14 protein-coding genes and 2 pseudogenes are annotated in these 15,379 nt (G+C 63.2%); 10 read left to right on the top strand and 6 right to left on the bottom strand.

What is annotated here, in order from left to right; translation table 11 throughout:
- Positions 1 to 85 precede the first annotated feature (85 nt).
- Entirely contained in the window at positions 86 to 607 is a 522-nt protein-coding gene (locus NTD89_RS25075; protein ID WP_262210266.1) for a chemotaxis protein CheY, read from the top strand.
- Here NTD89_RS25075 and NTD89_RS25070 read toward each other — a convergent pair.
- The gene (locus tag NTD89_RS25070; protein WP_262210265.1) at positions 550 to 2,907 is read right to left on the bottom strand and encodes an FdhF/YdeP family oxidoreductase; all 2,358 of its coding nucleotides are present in this window, start codon (positions 2,905 to 2,907) and stop codon (positions 550 to 552) included. The genes NTD89_RS25075 and NTD89_RS25070 overlap by 58 nt on opposite strands.
- Before the next feature lie 233 nt (positions 2,908 to 3,140).
- Between NTD89_RS25070 and NTD89_RS25065 the strand changes: the two genes are divergently transcribed.
- Positions 3,141 to 4,256, top strand: a complete 1,116-nt coding sequence (locus tag NTD89_RS25065; RefSeq protein ID WP_404488452.1) for a catalase family protein — start codon at positions 3,141 to 3,143, stop codon at positions 4,254 to 4,256.
- On the opposite strand, the gene NTD89_RS25060 is transcribed toward NTD89_RS25065, so the two are convergent.
- Positions 4,242 to 5,447, bottom strand: a complete 1,206-nt coding sequence (locus tag NTD89_RS25060) for a DUF1835 domain-containing protein (RefSeq protein WP_262210261.1) — start codon at positions 5,445 to 5,447, stop codon at positions 4,242 to 4,244. The two genes, NTD89_RS25065 and NTD89_RS25060, sit on opposite strands and share 15 nt — an antisense overlap.
- A gap of 266 nt (positions 5,448 to 5,713) precedes the next feature.
- Positions 5,714 to 6,790 (bottom strand): aldo/keto reductase, encoded by a 1,077-nt coding sequence (locus NTD89_RS25055; RefSeq protein WP_262210259.1) that lies wholly within the window; start codon positions 6,788 to 6,790, stop codon positions 5,714 to 5,716.
- Between the two features lie 131 nt (positions 6,791 to 6,921).
- Between NTD89_RS25055 and NTD89_RS25050 the strand changes: the two genes are divergently transcribed.
- Complete coding sequence (locus NTD89_RS25050) at positions 6,922 to 7,599, top strand: ATP-binding cassette domain-containing protein (protein ID WP_262210257.1); 678 nt, start codon at positions 6,922 to 6,924, stop codon at positions 7,597 to 7,599.
- On the top strand, positions 7,596 to 8,387 hold the full coding sequence (locus NTD89_RS25045; protein ID WP_145165900.1) for an ABC transporter permease: 792 nt from the start codon (positions 7,596 to 7,598) through the stop codon (positions 8,385 to 8,387). The genes NTD89_RS25050 and NTD89_RS25045 overlap by 4 nt, the downstream gene beginning before the upstream one ends.
- 141 nt (positions 8,388 to 8,528) lie before the next feature.
- On the opposite strand, the gene NTD89_RS25040 is transcribed toward NTD89_RS25045, so the two are convergent.
- Entirely contained in the window at positions 8,529 to 8,666 is a 138-nt protein-coding gene (locus NTD89_RS25040) for a hypothetical protein (protein WP_262210395.1), read from the bottom strand.
- Here NTD89_RS25040 and NTD89_RS25035 point away from each other — a divergent pair.
- The 6 genes and pseudogenes from NTD89_RS25035 to NTD89_RS25010 all read left to right on the top strand — a co-directional run.
- Positions 8,641 to 8,868 (top strand): annotated as a pseudogene (locus NTD89_RS25035) (LysR family transcriptional regulator); the annotation flags it as partial. The gene NTD89_RS25040 and the pseudogene NTD89_RS25035 sit on opposite strands and share 26 nt — an antisense overlap.
- A gap of 103 nt (positions 8,869 to 8,971) precedes the next feature.
- Positions 8,972 to 9,604 (top strand): glutathione S-transferase family protein, encoded by a 633-nt coding sequence (locus tag NTD89_RS25030; protein WP_242199237.1) that lies wholly within the window; start codon positions 8,972 to 8,974, stop codon positions 9,602 to 9,604.
- Between the two features lie 29 nt (positions 9,605 to 9,633).
- Positions 9,634 to 10,554, top strand: a complete 921-nt coding sequence (locus NTD89_RS25025; RefSeq protein WP_262210254.1) for a LysR family transcriptional regulator — start codon at positions 9,634 to 9,636, stop codon at positions 10,552 to 10,554.
- Positions 10,554 to 11,438: a LysR family transcriptional regulator gene (locus NTD89_RS25020; RefSeq protein WP_262210253.1), complete on the top strand. Its 885-nt coding sequence runs from the start codon at positions 10,554 to 10,556 to the stop codon at positions 11,436 to 11,438. Before NTD89_RS25025 ends, NTD89_RS25020 begins: the two co-directional genes overlap by 1 nt.
- 80 nt (positions 11,439 to 11,518) lie before the next feature.
- Complete coding sequence (locus NTD89_RS25015; RefSeq protein WP_262210251.1) at positions 11,519 to 12,454, top strand: pyridoxamine 5'-phosphate oxidase family protein; 936 nt, start codon at positions 11,519 to 11,521, stop codon at positions 12,452 to 12,454.
- Positions 12,352 to 12,972 (top strand): annotated as a pseudogene (locus NTD89_RS25010) (sorbosone dehydrogenase family protein); the annotation flags it as partial. The gene NTD89_RS25015 and the pseudogene NTD89_RS25010, both read left to right, overlap by 103 nt.
- 42 nt (positions 12,973 to 13,014) lie before the next feature.
- Here NTD89_RS25010 and adeC read toward each other — a convergent pair.
- Positions 13,015 to 14,439 carry an AdeC/AdeK/OprM family multidrug efflux complex outer membrane factor gene (gene adeC / locus NTD89_RS25005; protein WP_262210249.1) on the bottom strand — a complete coding sequence of 475 codons (1,425 nt, stop codon included), beginning with the start codon at positions 14,437 to 14,439 and terminating at the stop codon, positions 13,015 to 13,017.
- Positions 14,439 to 15,233, bottom strand: a complete 795-nt coding sequence (locus NTD89_RS25000) for a helix-turn-helix transcriptional regulator (protein ID WP_106578919.1) — start codon at positions 15,231 to 15,233, stop codon at positions 14,439 to 14,441. Before NTD89_RS25000 ends, adeC begins: the two co-directional genes overlap by 1 nt.
- Between the last annotated feature and the right edge of the window lie 146 nt (positions 15,234 to 15,379).

The following is a 15,379-nucleotide window of genomic DNA, read 5'->3' as shown; positions in this document are numbered from 1 at the left end:
CGCCTTAAAGTCAGGTTTCACCCCTGACAGGTAACGTGGTCAGCGTTGAATGATCGACGCGGATGCCCAACTGTCAGGTTTACCTATGTCCAATAAAGCGTTACGCCTTCTGATTGCCGATGCAGACATTCTGCAACGGATCAAGATCGAGAAAATGCTCAACCAGCTGGGCTATCACCGTATCGTCCCCTTGAGCTCGTTCGACGAGCTGCAGGTACTGACTCGTTCGGGCGTCGTGGCGTTCGACCTGTTGATCATCAACACCGCGCTGGTGCACTCGCGGCAGGTCAACCTGTTGAAGTATTGCCATGACAACCCGCTGATTCGCCACACGCTGATCTACGACGGGCAATGTGCGCAAAGCTCGGTGGTGTCGGTATCGGTCAGCCAGACCCTGCACTTGTCGCTGTCGCAATCGCCGGATTTCAACTCGCTGCGTCGCTGCATGGAAGTGGTCGATCCGGACCATAGCCTGCCAACCGTCGAACGCCCGGTGCTGCGCGCCGTTGACAGCCGGACCAGCGTGCCGTCAGCGGCGCCACGCGCGATCTACCAGGGCGATCCGGCGGTGGTGGCCTGCGCGGTCGGGCTCTCGCCCAAGCGTTGATCAACCGGCAGGCTCAGGCGTATCGGCACCGATTTGGCCGCCGGCACCTTGCTGCGTTCGGCGTGGTGCCAGAGCGGCACCAGTGGGTTGCATTCAGGGTAATACGCCGCGGCGCAGCCTTCGGGGATGTCATACGCAACGATTTCCAGCGGGCCGACCTGGCGCTTGACCTCAGGCTCTATGGCGGTGGTCAACATCACCCCCTGACCGTTCTCGAAACCCAGCCGCGCGATATCGTTGCGGTGCATGAAGATCACCTCGCGCGTGCCACTGATGCCGCGAAAGCGATCCTCGTAGCCATAGATCGTGGTGTTGAACTGGTCGTTGCTGCGCAGCGTCATCAGTTGCAGCACGTCACGCGCCAGCACCTGGGTGTTGACGTCATCGTCTTCATTGAGCGTGGCGGGCAGCACGAACTGTGCCTTGCCGCTTTCAGTCAGCCATTCGCGCTGCGCAACGGCGATGGGGCGGTGAAAACCTCCCGGTTCGGCCATGCGGGTCTCCATGTCGTGGAAGATCTGCGGGTAGATGGCGGCAATAGCGCTGCGCACCTTTGAGTAGTCCGCGCTCCAGCCCTGCCAGTCAATCGAGCCGCCCGCTGGCAACGTGGCCTGGGCCAGGCCGGCGACGATGCTGGCCTCGGCGCGCACGTGGGCGCTGACCGGTTCGGCGCTGCCATGCCAGCCGTGGATGCAGCCGGTGCTGTCCTCGGTGGCCCAGGTTTGCTCAACACCCTGCTGCCGGTCGATTTCGATACGCCCCAGGCACGGCAGCAGCCACTGGTGTTGCGCGGGCAGCAAGTGCGTGCGATTGAGTTTGGTCGCGATCTGCACATTGAGTTGCAAGGTTTGCCAGGCGGGCTCCATGCGCGAGGTGTCGGGAATCGCGCGCAGGAAGTTGCCGCCCAAGCCGATGAAGCCGCGCACACGCCCGGCCAGAATGCCTTCGCAGGCGTCCACCGTGCACAGGCCCATTTGCTCCGGCACCTTGAAGCCGAACTGCTGCTCGATCAGCTCGACCGGGACTTTTTTCGGGTCTTCGGTAATGCCCACCGTGCGCTGGCCCTGCACATTGGAGTGGCCGCGCACCGGGCAGATGCCTGCGCCCGGCTTGCCGAAATTGCCGCGCATCAGCAACAGGTTCACCAGCATCTGCACGTTTTGCACCCCGTGCCGATGCTGGGTCAGGCCCATGCCGTAGATCATCATGACGCGGTTACTGCGCGCGTACACCTGCGCGGCCGCTTCCAGGGCGCCGCGGCTCAGGCCGGAGCGGCGCTCGATGGTCGGCCACTGCGCGGCGCGAACCATCGCCGCAAACGCCTCGAAGCCTTCGGTGTGTTCGGCGATAAAGGCGTAGTCGAGTACCGGCGCACGCCCGTCGCGCTGCGCCTGGTCGTCCAGCTCCAGCAGCACTTTAGCCAGGCCGAGCAGGGCGGCCGTGTCGCCACCGATCGCCACCTGGTGATACTGGGTACTGATCACGGTGGATTCGGGGGTGAGCATTTCTACCGGTGATTGCGGATTGACGAAGCGTTCCAGGCCACGTTCGCGCAAGGGGTTGAAGGTGATGATCGGCACGTCGCGTTTGCGCGCATCCTGCAACTGGTGAAGCATGCGCGGGGCATTACTGCCGACATTCTGGCCGAAGAAAAACAGGCAGTCGGTGTGCTCGAAATCTTCCAGCGTCACGCTGCCGACGGGGATGCCGATACTTTCCTGCAGGCCGACCGAGGTGCTTTCGTGGCACATATTCGAACTGTCGGGCAGGTTGTTGGTGCCATAGGCCCGGGCGAACAGCTGGTACATGAACGAGGTTTCCAGCGAGGCGCGGCCCGAGGCGTAAAACACCACGCTGTCGGGTTGCAGCGTTTGCAATTGCGCGCCGATCTCGCGGTAAGCCTCCTCCCATGACGTTTCGCGGTAGCGGTCGGTGGCCGCGTCGTAGCGCATTGGATGGGTCAGTCGACCGTGTTGCTCCAGTGCGTAGTCAGACCATTGGCGCAGTTCACTGAGCGAGTGTTCGGCGAAGAACGCGGGTGAGGTCTTGAGCGAGGTCAGTTCCCAGGCCGTGGCCTTGGCGCCGTTTTCGCAGAACTCCAGGGCATGCGGCTTGCCGGGTTTGGCCCAGGCGCAACTGACGCAGGCGAAGCCATCGGGCTTGTTCTGTTTGAGCAGCGCTTTGGTGGCCTTGGCAAAGGCCTGCTCGCGCCAGAGGATTTTCATCACCGACTGCGCCGAACCCCAGCCGCCGCTCGCGTGGGTGTAGGGGTGAAAGTGGGCTTTTGGATAGATGAGCATGGGCTGCACCTGAGGGCTTTATCGGTGAGGGATAACGTTACGACGAGTACGCTTGGCAAAAGGTTCGAGCGGGCTTCCGGGCGGCAGGCTAACCGCTCGTCCGACGCCGTGCGGATTTGTTGAACATCCGTTTCTCTGCCTCGGCCCTATCAATCAAGACGGCCGCATTTATTCAGTCGTCGCTGCCTATTAAAAAAAGCCTGCCGTGAATACCTTGCCGAGCGGAGAGACGCCTGATGAACGACCTACCTGCAGTCAACCCAGCGATTCAGCCTTTGGCTTTTGAGCCGTCATTCGAACAGATTCCCGATGATGAAGCGCAGACCAGCAAGGAGCTGGCCGAAGCGCTGCACGGCATCATGGAAACGACCTTTCGCGACAGTGGCCACGCCACTCGCAGTGTCCACGCCAAGGCCCATGGCCTGCTGCGCGGGCACATCAGCGTGCTGGAAAACCTGCCTGCCACACTGGCCCAGGGCGCGTTTGCCAAACCGGTGAGGTTGCCGGTGTACCTGCGCTTTTCGACCAACCCTGGCGATATTCTCGATGACAAGGTGTCCACGCCCCGCGGGCTGGCAATCAAGATCGTCGGCGTGGACGGCCCGCGATTGCCGGGCAGTGATGGCGAGGTCACCCAGGATTTCGTCATGCAAAACGCCAAGGCCTTCACGGCCGCAACGCCCAAGGCTTTTTTGAAGACGCTGAAATTGTTGGCCAAGACCACTGACAAGGCACCTGGCATGAAAAAAGCCTTCTCGGCGCTGCTGCGAGGCGTGGAAGCCACCCTTGAATCCATGGGCGGCGAAAGCGGCACGCTGAAAAGCCTCGGCGGCCATCCGCAGACCCATATTCTTGGCGAGAGCTTTTCCAGCGTGGTGCCGATGCTCTATGGCCCTTACTACGCCAAAGTCGCTGTGGTGCCGGTGTCGTCCAACCTGACGGCATTGACCGACTTGCACGTGGACTTTGGTGACAACCCCGACGGCCTGCGCGCAGCCGTCGAGGCGTACTTTGCCCAGAGCGGCGGCACCTGGGAGGTGCGCGTGCAATTGGCCACTGACCTGGAAAAAATGCCCATCGAGGATGCTTCCGTGCAATGGCCCGAGGACCTCAGCCCGTACGTGACCGTGGCGCGCATCGACCTCGAACCCCAGGCGGCCTGGAGCCCTGAAAACGTCCAGAAAATCGACGACGGCATGGCCTTCAGCCCGTGGCACGGGCTGGCGGCGCATCGCCCGTTGGGCGGAGTAATGCGCGTGCGTAAACCGGCTTACGAGATGTCGTCCGGGTTCAGGGCTGAGCACAACGGGTGCCCGATCCACGAACCGCGGCCGTCAATCACGCCATAAAGGTTGGTGGTCGTCATCCAGCGTCCAATGGGGTTGGCGGGGTTCCAGACATACCCCGCCAACCCAACGCGTATGGCTGGCGTGGTCCAGCCAATAGGCGTCGGCGTTCAGCACCGCCTGCCCCAGTGGGGTCAGTGCGAGTGGGCGACGCGGCCAATTGTGCTCGGTTGCAGTTTCAACCAGTAACGGCGCGTCACCATCGATCAACGGTCGCAACAACGCATGGAACATCATGTCGCCCAGAAACGGCAGCGGCTCACGCTTGGCCATTAGTTCTGCGAACACCCGGCCAAACGGCACCGGCCCGGCTTCGGCGATATACTGCAGGGACAAGCGTTCGGTGAGTGACAAGCCATCGCGTCTGCCTGGCAGCTCCTGCAATTGGCGCGTCAGCGCGGGCGCGAGCAAGGGCAGGGCGCGGTGGTTGCCGTGAGCCAGTTGCGCCCAGTCGACCGGCGAGGGATTGCAATAAGCCGACCAGGCCCGTTTGGCCAGTTGCACGGCCTCATCGTCGATCAACCGGCGCTGTGGCCATAACCACGCGAGGACGTCGGGTGCCAGTTGGCCAATGCCGATAAACCGCTCGACGCCGGGAATGCGGTGCACTTCGATCAGCTCAAGCTTGCGCGGTGCCTGCTCAAGCCCGGCCAACGCACGGATCAGGAACAGCTGGTCATAGGCATCTGCCTCGCACCACAGCACGCTGTGATCGGCGTCGGCCAAGGCCTCAAGCTGGTGGTATTCATCATTGATGCGCCGCGCGACTTCGGTGGGGTCCAGAGCGAAGGCCTGGCTGATAAACGCGCTGCGCATCGCACGGAACGCGTCGCCGGGGAGGTCACGCACCGGCCCCATGCACAGCGGATCGGTGAGCATCTGGAACTGGCCTTTGAACCCCGCCACCTGCAGGGTGTGGGCAATGTCGCTGCCGCAACGCCAGTGGGTGGTGCGGGCTTCATCACTGGCCTCAAACGCGGGGTGGCGGGCGGCGAAGTCGAGGGCGTCGACGTGCGCCTTGAGCTTGGGCCAACTGCTGAACCCCAGTTGCCGGGCGACGTGCCATTGGGCCTGGGACAACGTGGCGGTGGGGTCCTGGCTTTTCAGGCGCGGCAACAGTTCCTTGGCGCGCTTGCGCTGCTGCTCAAGGTTAAGACGGCCATCGGTGTTGGAGGATACAGGGCGTTGCGACATACGATCTCCTTGCACATACCTTTTCCGCTTTAAGGTTGGGAGTCGTAGAAATGAAATGCAGCGTGAGTGTCTTGGGCGCAGCCCTTTCCGCGGAAGGTGGCGTAGAGAGCGCCAGGCGGGAAATATAGGCAGCATTGGCGCTCAGTGCAACCCTGCACGTGTGGGAACGGGCCTGCCCGCGAAAGCGCGGTGTCAGTCAGCCAATGTGCTGACTGAACCACCGCTTTCGCGGGCAAGCCCGCTCCCACCTTTTTGTTGTGTTGCTCTTACTTGTCCTTGCGCGCATCCATGGTCTTTTGATGCTCGGCCAGGAACGGCTGCTCCGCCGGGTCAAAACGGTCGATCCCGGCGGTGAAGCGATGCCAGTACGGATACAACGGCTGTCGCCGCGTCACCGCCTCGATGCGTGAAGACTGTTCTTCGGTGAGTTTCAGTTCGGTCGCCGCCAGGTTGTCGCGCAAGTGTGCTTCGGTGCGGGCGCCGACGATCAGCGAGGTAATGCCCGGGCGATCCTTGAGCCACGCAAGGCAAGTGCGCGCCACCGATACACCGTGCTCGTCGCCTACGGCGGCGAGGGTTTCGATGATATCCAGCGCGCGTTCCTGGTCATGCACATAGGGTTCCGGCCAGTCACTGCCTTGGCGGGTATTGGCCGGTGGTTTGTGCCCGCGCCGCGTCGAACCGGTCAGCAGGCCCTCGCCCATCGGGCCCCATACCAGCGTGCCAACGGACTGGTCGAGCGCCAGCGGCAGCAGTTCATATTCGGCTTCGCGCGATTCCGGCGTGTAGTAAATCTGCTGGGTGATGGGCTTGAGCATGCCGTGCAGCTCGGCCTTGCCCAGGGTTTTCATCATTTGCCAGGCTGTAAAGTTGCTGGTGCCGAAGTAGCGGATCTTCCCCGAACCGACCAACAGGCGCAGCGCTTCGAGGGTTTCCTCGATGGGCGTCATGCCGTCCCAATTGTGCAATTGGTACAGGTCGATGTGGTCGGTGCCCAGGCGCTTCAAGCTGGCTTCGCAGGCGCGGATCAAGTGGTAGCGCGAGGAACCGGAGTTGTTCGGGTTCTTGTCCACCGGGCTGCGGCCCTTGGTGGCCAACAGGATGTCGTGGCGCTTGTCGCCCAAGGCCTTGCCCACCACTTCTTCGGCCAGGCCGTGGGAGTAGAGGTCGGCGGTGTCGACCATATTCACGCCGGCGTCGAACGCGATGTCGAACATGCGCTTGGCCTGCGGCACGTCCACCGCGCCGCACTTTTCAAACTCGGCGCGGCCGCCGAAGGGCACGGTGCCCAGGATGATTTCGGACACCAGCAGGCCTGAATGGCCCAGTTGTCGGTATTGCATGTCGCCTCCTGTTTACATTGCACGTGAAGGTGTGAACGACATGAACGGCGATAGTTTGAATTTTTTCATGAAATCTTCGTGCACCTGCCGCACCATTGCGCCCAACAGGATTTAAGAGGAACACCGCGTCCATGAGCGCACTGATAGAAACCCGCGCCCTCACGCGCGTGGACGAGCGTCGCCAAGTGGCCTTGCTTGAGCCGACAGACTTTACCCTGAACAGCGCCGACCGCGTGTCGATCACCGGCTCTTCCGGCTCCGGCAAAAGCGTGTTCCTGCGTGCGCTGGCGCTGCTGGATGCGCCCACTGCGGGGCAGATTCTGTGGAATGGCCAGCCCGTTGCCAATGCCGAAATTCCCCATTACCGCAGCCACATCAGCTACCTCTCGCAACGCCCTGCGCTGCTTGAGGGCACGGTGCAAGACAATCTGCGTTTTCCGTTCAGCCTCAAGACGTTGCGCAAGCGCCGCTTCGACCTGCAGGCGGTCACCACGCTGCTCGGGCATGCCGGGAAAACGGCGGACTTTCTGCACAAAAATGCCGGTGACCTGTCGGGCGGTGAAGCCCAGGTGGTCGCGCTGATCCGCACGCTGCAACTCAACCCCGAAGTGCTGTTGCTCGACGAACCCACAGCGGCCCTTGATCCTACGTCCTCCCGTGATGTGGAAGCGCTGATCGACGCCTGGTTTGCCGGCGACACCTCGCGTGCTTTCATCTGGGTGTCCCACGACCTCGACCAGGCCCAACGCATGAGCGCCATCCACCTGCAGATGAGCGCCGGCGTGCTGAGCGCAGTGGCCCAACCATGAATTATCAAAACCTCACCGCGCTGGACATGGGCATCGCCGCCTCGCTGATCCTGATCAACGGCGCGCTGTCTTTGCTGTTGCGCCTGGGCCTGGGTCGCCAGTTGCTGTGGGCGGCGGTGCGCACGGTGGTGCAGTTGTTGGCCATCGGTTATCTGCTGGGCTGGGTGTTCGAGTTTGCCTACTGGTACGTGGTGCTGCCGCTGATGTGCGCGATGACCTTGATCGCCGGCCTGTCGGCGGCCGGGCGTGGACGCAGGACCTATCGCGGGCAACGGGTCGACAGCATCCTGTCGGTGTGGGGCAGCTCCTGGCTGGTCACGGCGGTGGGTTTGTTTGCGGTGATCCGCATCCACCCGTGGTACGAGCCGCAGTATGCGATCCCGATTCTGGGGATGATCCTTGGCAATACCCTGACCGGCGTGTCGCTGGGCATCGAGCGCATGACTCAGGAACTGACCTCGGGGCGCAACACCATCGAGATGATCCTGGCGTTGGGCGGTTCGCGCTGGGAAGCCGCGCAGGAAGCCATCCGCCAGGCAGTACGCGCCGGGATGATCCCGACGCTGAACCAGATGACGGTGGTTGGCATCGTCAGCCTGCCCGGCATGATGACCGGCCAGGTACTGGCGGGAGAGAGCCCGGTGGACGCGGTGCGGTATCAGATCGTGATCATGTTTCTGATCGCCGCGTCGTCGGCGCTGGGCACGGTAGGTGCGGTGTTGCTCACCTATAGGCGGCTGTTTTCCACCCACCACCGGTTTTTGCGCGACCGGCTGCAAGAGCGCTGACACAGCAGCCAGCACCGCCCAAATGTGGGCGCTGGCTTGCCTGCGATAACGGTGTATCAGTCGCCGAATAAGCTGACTGAACCACCGCTATCACAGCCTCGCTGAAGCCCGCCAGCGCCCACAGGGTTTGGCGGGAAGGCCTCAATCCAGATCCGCCACACCAAAGTCCAGCACCACGTTCATCGCCTGGGTCTTGTCCGCCGCCAGCTCAAATGCTTGCACCGCATCACCGAACGGCACGGTGTGGGAGAACATCGCCTCGGAGCTGGGCGAGTTCACCACCATGCTCGCGCTGGTGTCTGCCGGGTTGGGCGTCGGGGTGTTGCCACAACAGGCGGCGCGCGCGCTGCCGGCCAATTGCGTGTCGCGTCACCTCGAGCTGGGGGCGTATGAGGCCAGCACCGGACTGGCCTGGACCGAGCTGGACAGCGCGGTGAAGATCACGCTGTTCAGCCTGATCCTGGAATTATTCGCGCAGTGATTGTTTCGTCCGGTGAAATGCTGGATTGTAAATCCTGATGATTCCCTCGATCAGCGCAGCGGTGGAACATGGCGGCGTCGATACCTCATCCTTGGAGCCTTTCATGTCCCAGCCTGCAATCAAACTGTATGGTTTCCCACTGTCCGGCCACTCCCACCGAGTGGAGCTGATGTTGTCGCTGTTGGGGCTGCGCCATGAATTTATTCTGGTTGACCTCAAGCAAGGCGCGCAGAAAGCCCCGGACTTTATGGCCCGCCTCAACCACTTCGGCCAGGTGCCGGTGATCGATGACAGTGGCACGGTGTTGGCCGATTCCAATGCGATCCTGGTTTACCTCGCCAACACCTACGGCGACGGGCAATGGCTGCCGAGTGATCCTGCCGGCCAGGCGCGCGTGCAGCGCTGGCTGTCGGCCGCCGCCGGTCAACTTCACGCCGGGCCGGCGGCCGCGCGACTGGCCGTGGTGTTTGGCGCCGAGGTCGACACCGTCAGCGCCATCAGTCGCTCGCACGCCCTGCTGAGGCTGGTGGAGCAGCAACTGGGCCAGAGCCGCTTCCTGGCCAGCGAGCAGCCGAGTATTGCCGATATTGCCTTCTACACCTACGTCGCCCACGCGCCGGAAGGCAATGTGTCGCTGGCCGACTACCCTCAGGTACGCGCCTGGCTCGCCAGCATCGAGGCCTTGCCAGGCTTTGTCGGCATGCCGCGCACGGCAGTGGGGCTGCAAGCGCCTTAAATGATCTGTGGCCAGAAGAGTGAGCGCCGATGGACCGATTTCATGAAATGCAGGTATTTCTCGCGGTCGCCGAGGAGGCGGGCTTCGCCGCTGCCGCACGCCGCCTGAAAACCTCGCCGCCCAGCGTGACCCGGGCCATTGCCGCCATGGAGCAACGCATCGGCACGCAACTGCTTGCGCGCACCACGCGCAGCCTGCACCTGACCGAAGCCGGCCAGCGCTACCTGGAAGATTGCCGACGCATCCTCGCCGAACTGAACGAGGCCGAGGACGCGGCGGCAGGCAGTTATTCCATCCCGCGCGGTCACCTGACGCTCACCGCGCCCGTGCTGTTTGGCGAGTTGTATGTGGCGCCGGTGCTGGGCGATTACCTGGACCGTTTTCCGCAGGTGAACATCAACGCCTTGCTGGTCGACCGCGTGGTGAACATGGTCGATGAAGGCGTGGAGGTGGCCGTGCGCATCGGCCATCTGCACGAGCCCGGGCAGCAGGCAATCAAGGTGGGTGAAGTGCGCCGCGTAGTGTGTGCTGCGCCAGGGTATCTCGACCAGCACGGCAGGCCGGCGCGGCCGGAGCAACTGCGTGAAGCGAAGATTGTCACGTCGTCCTCCAGCCAGTTGGTGAGTGAGTGGCGGTTTATCGAGGGCGGCCAACCGCTGACCGTGCCTATCGAGCCGCGTCTGGTGGTCACGGCCAATAACGCGGCGATCAACCTGGCGCGGTTGGGTTGGGGCATGACGCGGGTGCTGTCCTATCAAGTCGCAGCGGCGGTGGCGGCGGGGGAGCTGGAGATTGTGCTGGAGGATTTCGAGCCGGCGCCTCTGCCGATCCAAGTGGTGTTCCAGAAGAGCGCGCGGGTACCGGCCAAAATTCATACCTTTGTCGACTTTCTCACTCAGCGCCTCGGGCAGGACACGGCCCTGAACCCGGCGCTGAAGCGGCGCAGCTGATGCAGCGTTATCGCGATATGCAGCTGTTTGCGGCGCTCGCCGGGCAACCGAGCCTGGCCTCGGCGGCCCGTCACGCACACGTCTCCAGCCCGACCCTGATGCGTGCGATTGCGCGTGTGGAGGCGCGCCTGCACGCGCAGTTGCTGCAACGCAGTACGCGAGGTATGAGCCTGACCGACGCGGGCAGCGCCTACCTGGCCGACTGCGTGCGCCTGCTGGCCGCGGTGGACGCCGCCGAAGCCTCGGCCCAGGGTTTGCACGCGCAGCCTCAGGGCAACCTGCAAATCTTTCTGCCGTTTCTGTTCAGCCGCTACGTCATGGCGCCGGTGTTGGCTGGCTATATGGAGCGTTACCCCGACGTGCGTCTCGTTGCCCGCTATCACGACTATTACCCCAATCTGCATGAAGAGGGGCTGGACGTGGCAATCCTGGTCGGTGAACTGCCCAGTTCGTCACTGATCGCCCGCAGGGTAGGGCAGGTGCGCCCGATTCTCTGCGCCAGCCCCGACTACCTGGCCGCTCACGGCGAGCCGGCGCATCCCGACGACCTCAAGCAGCATCGCCTGATCGCCAGTGCCGATCAGGTTGACTGGGGCTTCAAAGGCGGCTCATTGAAGGCGCGCGCATGCTTGAGTTGCACCACGGTGCAAGGCGCGATCAATGCCGCCGTGCACGGTGCGGGGCTGATTCGCTGCCTCAGCTACCCGGTGCATGAACAGTTGGCGAGCGGCCAGTTGCGTCGCCTGCTACTGGCCTTTGAACCGCCGGCGCTGGCGGTGCACGTGGTGTACCGCGAAGGCCGCAACGCGCCGATGCGCGTGCGCAGTTTTGTCGATCACTGCGTGGCAGCGCTGCGTGACCATCCGGCGTTTCAGTTGGCGTAATGCTGGATTGCCAAGCGTGGGCATTCTCTCGATGGGCGATAGAGCGCAGCATTCACCCATCCAACACTGAGGTGTGCGCCATGAACCTGATCGAACCCTCCCCCTGGCATGCCGGCGAACGGCAGATGCAGCAAAGCGCCGGCGTTGCCGAGCGCATGGCAGTCGTGGGGCCCAAGGTGATCCGCGACCATTTGCCGGAGCAGCATCGGGATTTTTATCCGCTGTTGCCCTACTTGATGCTCGCGGTGGTGGATGCGCAAGGCATCCCTTGGGCGACGCTGCTCGAAGGCGCGCCGGGGTTTGCCCATTCACCCGACCCGCACACCTTGCAGATCGACAGCTTGCCGTCCAAGGGCGACCCGGCGCTGGCTGCGTTACACCGCGGTGCGTCCGTGGGCCTGCTGGGCATCGACCTCACTACCCGCCGCCGCAACCGCATGAACGGGCGCGTGGGCAGCCTTGGTCACGCTGGCTTTTCGGTCGAGGTGGTGCACACGTTCGGCAACTGCCCCAAGTACATTCAACAACGCCCGGTCGAGGGCATCGCGCGCCAACCCGGCACCTTGGTCGAGCCCCTGAACGGGCTGGATGACGCCGCGCAACACTTGATCCGCAACGCTGACACCTTCTTTGTCGCAAGCTACGTTGACGAGGAGGGCGCACGCTCGGTAGACGTCTCCCATCGCGGCGGCAACACCGGCTTCGTGCGCGTCGACGGCAATGTGCTGACCATTCCCGACTTCGCCGGCAATCTGTTCTTCAACACCCTGGGCAACCTGTCGGCCAACCCTGTGGCGGGGCTGTTGTTTATCGACTTCGAATCGGGCGACGTGCTGCAGATTGCCGGGCGCACCGCGCTGATCCTCAGCGGCCCCGAAGTGGCCATGTTCGACGGTGCGCAGCGGTTATGGACGCTGACCGTGGAGCATGCGGTACGGCGCCCGGCAGCGTTGGCGTTGCGCTGGCAGTTTGCCGAGTTCTCGCCGTTCAGCCTGGCGATGGGCCGTTGGCTGTGATTTGCAGGGCGGCCGGAGTGGTTGTCACAAGCCGGCCAAGCGCATGCTTCGGCATGGCGCTGGTGGGTGATGAGCTGTACATCGGCAACGCTGACGCGGTGGTCAAGGTGGCGTTACCTCGGGCCAGACCCACATAGACGCCACGCCGGTAAAGGTCACCGGGCTGCCGGCCGGGATCAACCATTACTGGACCAAAAACCTGCTGGCCAACCCGGACGGCACGCGGCTCTATGTGACGGTGGGCTCCAACAGCAATGTCGGTGAAAACGTCCTCGACGCCGAAGAACGCCGCGCCGCCATCTGGAAGCCTGGCTCCACCCAACTGTGGACAGTGGTCAACGAGCGTGACGAAATCGGCAGCCACCAGGTGCCCGATTACCAACGGCGTTCGCCGATGGCGTGTTTGTCGGTGAACAGGGTTCGTGGAACCGCAACCCGCAGGCCGGTTACGAGGCGCGTTGCTGGTGGCAGACGATGTGGGCAACAAGGTGTGGCGGGTGGCACAGCGCACCCCTTGAACGCTGCACAAAGGATGTGGCTAGCCCACATCCAAACCCGCTTTATTTTGCCGTCGCCAGCACCGGCGTATCCCCCCACGCGCCACCCAGCGCCGTATACAGATTTACCTCCGCGACCAACTGTGCCAGCCGGTCGACAATCAGCGCTTGTTGCGAACTGAACAACGAGCGCTGTGCATCGAGAAACGTCAGGTTGCTGTCCACGCCGCTGCGGTAGCGGTGTTGGGCCAGGTCGTAATAGGCCTGGTTGGACGCGACGAAATCGCGTTGTGCATCCAGCTGGTCATTAAAGGTCTGGCGGGCGGCGAGGCCGTCGGCGACTTCCTGAAAAGCCGTCTGGATCGACTTTTCGTACTGGGCCACAGTGATGTCCTTTTGCAGTTTTGCGTAGTCGAGACTGGCGCGCAGGCTGCCGGCGTTGAAGATCGGCAGGTTGATCTGCGGCTGGAAGGTCCAGGTGCCCGAGCCGCCCTTGAATAACCCCGACAGTTGCGTGCTGGTGCTGCCGGCGTTGGCCGTGAGGGTCACCGATGGAAAGAACGCTGCGCGCGCCGCGCCGATATTGGCGTTGGCGGCCTGCAACTGATATTCGGCCTGGAGGATATCCGGGCGCCGTTGCAGCAAGTCGGACGGCAACCCTGCGGGCACGCGCGCCACCAGCTCATCGGCGAGTGGGCGCGCCGGCAAATGCTCATTCACCGGCGCGCCCACCAGCAGGGCGAGGTTGTTCAGGTCCTGGGCGACCTGGCGTTCATAACGGGCCACGCTCGCACGCGTGCTTTCCACCGCGGTGCGCGCTTGCACCACGTCCAGCGCCGAGGCCTTGCCCGCGCTTTTGCTGCGGCTGGTGAGCTGCCAGCTGTGGTCGTCGGCATCCAGGGTTTGCTGGGCCAGGGCCAGCAGTTCCTGGTCGGCGCGCCAGGTCAGGTACGCATTGGCGACGTTGGCCACCAGGCTCAACTGCGCGCTGCGTCGCGCCTCTTCGGTGCCCAGGTACGTGAGCATCGCCTGCTCGCTGAGGCTGCGCACACGGCCGAACAAATCCAGTTCATAAGCGCTGAGCCCCAACGTGGCGGAATAATTGGAGGTAATCGCAGACTTGCCGGTGCCGGTCACATCGCCCGGCAACTTCTGGCGTTTGCCGGCGCCTGTGGCGGATAGGGCCGGGAACAGGTCCGCACGCTGGATGCGGTACTGCGCCTGGAACGCCTCCACATTCAGCGCCGCAACGCGCAGGTCGCGGTTGTTGAGCAGCGCGTTGGCGATCAACTGCTGCAAGGCCGGGTCGTGGAACACGTGCTGCCAGTCCTGGGTTATCGCCACGGTGCCCGATTGCGCCAGACGGTAGACCCCGCTTTGCGGGTACTGCGCCGGCACAGGCTGCGCCGGCCGCTGGTACTCGGGGATCAGCGAGCAACCGCCGAGCATCCAGGCCACGCCTAGCGTGGTGAGCATCCCTTTGTTCATCAGGCGCCAACCATCCATTTGGCCAGGCCATGTCGGCCACTGACGCCCAACTTGGCTGCGGCGCGTTTGAGGTAGGTTTCGATCGAGCTGTTTTTCACGCTGAGTTTTTCCGCCATTTGCGGCACGGTGCCGCCGGTCAACAGGCCCAGGCACACTTCCTGCTCGCGCGCTGAGAGGGTGATATCGCTTAAGGACAAACGTTTGTAGAACTCGCGCTGCAACTGCGACTGCTCCAGCGGGTTGTGAGCCGGCTCGATCTCGGTGTGCGGTGCCTGGCGCAGGATTTGCGCGTGCCGCTCCATCAACGGCAGCAGGGTGTCCGACAGGCACTTGAGGAACGACAACTGCGCCAGGGAAAACCCCGGCTGCGTCGGCGGGCGATAGAACGAAATCACGCAGCGTCGATTGCCCTGGCGCGACACCAGGTTGCACTGGTGTGAGCTGCCGCGTGGGTGCGCGCTGTTGGCCTTGGCCTTCATTTGAATCAGCAGCGGGTCCTGCATGCGCAGCATTTGCCGCAGCAGCGGGTGGTCCTTGATGGGGTGCAGGGTCTGCGGCGCAGACAGGTCATTTTTAACGCCGGCGCTGCCCAGGAGCTTGATCTCGCGCACGCTGTCGCGCAGCTCGTCGAGGGTCCATTCACTGAGGTCCACCAGATGAATCGGCACCCACTTGTCCACGAGGTGCAACATGTTGGCGGCGAAGTGCTGGTGGCCGCTGCTTGAAATCAACTCACCCATTTCGGCGTAGAAATGCGGGCTCTGTGTGTCGCCAATACTGCGGGTCAGACTCATAGCCATCTCATCCTTGATGTCGAAAACCGTCGACGGGGCGCCCTGGGTTTGTGAGGCGCGGTCCGTGCTCCTTGAACGTAATTCGGCGTTCGAGATTTTATTTAGCCATAGGGATTTGTCCTACGTATGCAGCGGAAACGAGGGAC

Origin of the sequence: Pseudomonas sp. 14P_5.3_Bac1, assembly GCF_025466135.1 — a bacterium.
Lineage (GTDB): Bacteria > Pseudomonadota > Gammaproteobacteria > Pseudomonadales > Pseudomonadaceae > Aquipseudomonas.
The sequence above is the reverse complement of the archived record's forward strand: the minus strand, read 5'-3'. Positions and strand labels throughout refer to the sequence as shown.

What these genes read in the sequence shown, in the direction of transcription:
- adeC (WP_262210249.1), bottom strand. Translation starts at nt 14,439, where the DNA reads ATGAACAAAGGGATGCTCACCACGCTAGGCGTGGCCTGGATGCTCGGC.
- NTD89_RS25075 (WP_262210266.1), top strand. Translation starts at nt 86, where the DNA reads ATGTCCAATAAAGCGTTACGCCTTCTGATTGCCGATGCAGACATTCTG.
- NTD89_RS25060 (WP_262210261.1), bottom strand. Translation starts at nt 5,447, where the DNA reads ATGTCGCAACGCCCTGTATCCTCCAACACCGATGGCCGTCTTAACCTT.
- NTD89_RS25000 (WP_106578919.1), bottom strand. Translation starts at nt 15,233, where the DNA reads ATGAGTCTGACCCGCAGTATTGGCGACACACAGAGCCCGCATTTCTAC.
- NTD89_RS25015 (WP_262210251.1), top strand. Translation starts at nt 11,519, where the DNA reads ATGAACCTGATCGAACCCTCCCCCTGGCATGCCGGCGAACGGCAGATG.
- NTD89_RS25030 (WP_242199237.1), top strand. Translation starts at nt 8,972, where the DNA reads ATGTCCCAGCCTGCAATCAAACTGTATGGTTTCCCACTGTCCGGCCAC.
- NTD89_RS25025 (WP_262210254.1), top strand. Translation starts at nt 9,634, where the DNA reads ATGGACCGATTTCATGAAATGCAGGTATTTCTCGCGGTCGCCGAGGAG.
- NTD89_RS25055 (WP_262210259.1), bottom strand. Translation starts at nt 6,790, where the DNA reads ATGCAATACCGACAACTGGGCCATTCAGGCCTGCTGGTGTCCGAAATC.
- NTD89_RS25050 (WP_262210257.1), top strand. Translation starts at nt 6,922, where the DNA reads ATGAGCGCACTGATAGAAACCCGCGCCCTCACGCGCGTGGACGAGCGT.
- NTD89_RS25070 (WP_262210265.1), bottom strand. Translation starts at nt 2,907, where the DNA reads ATGCTCATCTATCCAAAAGCCCACTTTCACCCCTACACCCACGCGAGC.
- NTD89_RS25045 (WP_145165900.1), top strand. Translation starts at nt 7,596, where the DNA reads ATGAATTATCAAAACCTCACCGCGCTGGACATGGGCATCGCCGCCTCG.
- NTD89_RS25020 (WP_262210253.1), top strand. Translation starts at nt 10,554, where the DNA reads ATGCAGCGTTATCGCGATATGCAGCTGTTTGCGGCGCTCGCCGGGCAA.